The 2586-nt window shown below is 63.1% G+C and carries 2 protein-coding genes; both read right to left on the reverse strand.

What is annotated here, in order from left to right:
* Positions 1-98 precede the first annotated feature (98 nt).
* Positions 99-860: an IS21-like element helper ATPase IstB gene (gene istB, locus IVB50_RS09505; RefSeq protein ID WP_247295732.1), complete on the reverse strand. Its 762-nt coding sequence runs from the start codon at positions 858-860 to the stop codon at positions 99-101.
* 15 nt (positions 861-875) lie between these two features.
* On the reverse strand, positions 876-2414 hold the full coding sequence (istA, locus tag IVB50_RS09510) for an IS21 family transposase (protein WP_247295734.1): 1539 nt from the start codon (positions 2412-2414) through the stop codon (positions 876-878).
* Between the last annotated feature and the right edge of the window lie 172 nt (positions 2415-2586).

Here is a 2586-nt window from a genome sequence, read left to right on the forward strand (position 1 = left end):
TGCGTATTTCGGCGATGGTGAGCGGCGATTTCAGGCGATCGTGAGCAGCTGTTTCGCGCGATGATGAGCAGCGGCTTTGACCGACATGGGTGATTGGTTCAGGGGTTTGAGTTGGCGTCAAGAGTTTGATTGCGGGCGTTCTGCTTTCGCATGCTTTCTCCGGAGAGTTGCAGACGGTGAGCGTTGTGAACGAGGCGATCCAGGATGGCGTCGCCGAGGGTTGGGTCGCCGATAACGTCGTGCCAATGTTCAACAGGGACCTGACTGGTGACGATTGTGGAGGCGCGACCGTGGCGATCATCGAGGATCTCCAGAAGGTCGCGCCGTTCGGGCGGATTTAGAACTGACAGGCCCCAATCATCGAGAATCAGAAGTTGAATGCGGCCGATGGTTTTGAGCAGCCGGCCATATCGGCCGTCGCCGCGAGCCAGGGCGAGCGCTTCGAACAGGCGCGGGACGCGGTGATACTGGACCGAACGATTGTCGCGGCAGGCCTTTTGGCCGAGGGCGCAGGCAATCCAGCTTTTGCCGAGCCCGGTTGCCCCTGTGATGAGCAGGTTCTCGTTGCGGTCGATCCACTCGCCGCCGACGAGTCTGGCGAAGATGCTGCGGTCGATGCCGCGTGGCGTGCGCAAATCGACGTCTTCCACGCATGCGCTCTGGCGTAGCGCGGCGAACTTGAGGCGGGTCTTGAGACGTTTGGTGTCGCGCTCGGCGGCTTCGCGGTCGACGAGAAGCCCGACGCGCTCCTCGAACGGCAGGGTGTCGAGGTCCGGTGATCGTCGCTGCTCCTCGAAGGCTTTGGCCATTCCGGTCAGGCCAAGCGTGATCAGCCGTTCATGGGTGGGGTGTGTCAGCATTGGAGTCTCCCTGGTTCAGTGGAAATAGCCCTGACCGCGGATGTTGCCGTGGCGCAGGGGCTGGTGGTCGGACGTCTCGTCGAGGAAAGCGCGATCGAGGCCGCTCTTGAGGATCGAACGGATCGAGGCGACGGAGCGAGCCTTGATGAGGATGCCGCGTCGGCAGGCGGCATCGACGCGCGCATTGTCGTAGCTCTTGGCCAGCGACAGGATACCGAGGCAGGTGCGAAAGCCTTGCTCGGGGTGCGGCCGGGCTTCGATGACGACCTGGAAGAACGCCGCGGTCGATGGACCAATCTTCTCGCCGGCGGCGATCAGCCCTCCCGGCGTCCATTTGCCGTAGCGGCGGTGGGCGCTGGGCATATGATCGGCAATCGTGGTGTGGCCGCGCCGGTTGGGCGCACGGGCGTGGCTGGCGATCCTCTGTCCCTTGTGGAAGACCTCGACGGTCTTGTCGGCGATACGGACATCGACGAGTTCACGGATCAGGCGGTAAGGGGTGGAATACCAATGGCCGTCTATCTCGACGTGATAATCTGGGGCGACACGGCAACGCTTCCATCGCGCAAAGACGTAGGGCTGGTCCGGCAGTTCTCTCAACTTGGGGCGATCAATCTCGGCGAACAGTTCGGTCCGGCTCGAGCCGAAGCCGCGCATCTGGCGGGCGTTGAGTTCGACGACGAGCCCGCGGATGGCGGTATTGAGCTCCGCCAAGGAAAAGAAGCGCTGGTTGCGCAGGCGGGCCAGGACCCAGCGCTGGGCGATCTGGACTGCGACCTCAACTTTGGCCTTGTCCTTTGGTCGCCTCGGGCGGGCCGCCAGGATCGCGGTGCCGTAATGGCCGGCCATCTCAGCATAGGTGCGGTTGATCCCGGGATCGTAGCGATCGGGGTTGGTCACGGCGGCCTTGAGATTATCGCAGACCACGAACTTCGGCACGCCGCCGAGGTACCTGAACAGGCTGGCATGCACGCCGATCCAGTCGGACAGGCTCTCGCTGGGGCAGGCCTCGGCGTAGGTATAGTTCGAGGCCCCCATCGCCGCGACGAACAGCTTCATGGCGCGCACTTCGCCGGTGATGGGATCGAAGATATCGATGGTGTCGCCGGCAAAATCGACGAATACCTTCTCCCCACCGGCGTGAGTCTGACGCATGCTTGGCCGGGCCCGCTGCTTCCAGGCCTCGAACGTCGTGCAAAACCAGGTATAGCCAAAGCCGTCCGGATTGGCGGCGCGATACTCTTCCCACAACAGCAGGCGCGTCACGCTGCGGCGGCGCAGCTCCTTCTCGACATAAGCCCAATCCGGTGTCGGGCGCCGGTCGCCTTGCGAGGCTGTCGTTGGCGCCGGAAACAGCAGCAGTTCAAGGCTCTCGTCGTCCAGGCCCTCCGGCAGCGGCCAGGTCAGCCCCGCAAGGCGGGCGCGACGCACATAACCGTGTACGACCCCATTGCTCACTCCCAACGTCCGCGCGATGACGCGCTCGGTCAGGCCCTGGTGCCTCAAACGTAGAACTTCTCGGATCCGGCGCATCGACAATCTCTCGGTAGGCATCAGGCTTCCTCATTGGTTGAATGAAGACTCCGTAGCCCGGTTGAGTTGTCGGTCGAAGCGTCCGGCACCGCCAAACGTTGCTCACGATCGCCTGAAATCGCTGCTCACGATCCTCTGAAATCGTTGCTCACGATGCGCTGAAATCCGTGCTCACGATGCCGCGAAACGCGCA

Source organism: Bradyrhizobium sp. 87 (assembly GCF_023073015.1).
Lineage (GTDB): Bacteria > Pseudomonadota > Alphaproteobacteria > Rhizobiales > Xanthobacteraceae > Bradyrhizobium > Bradyrhizobium canariense_D.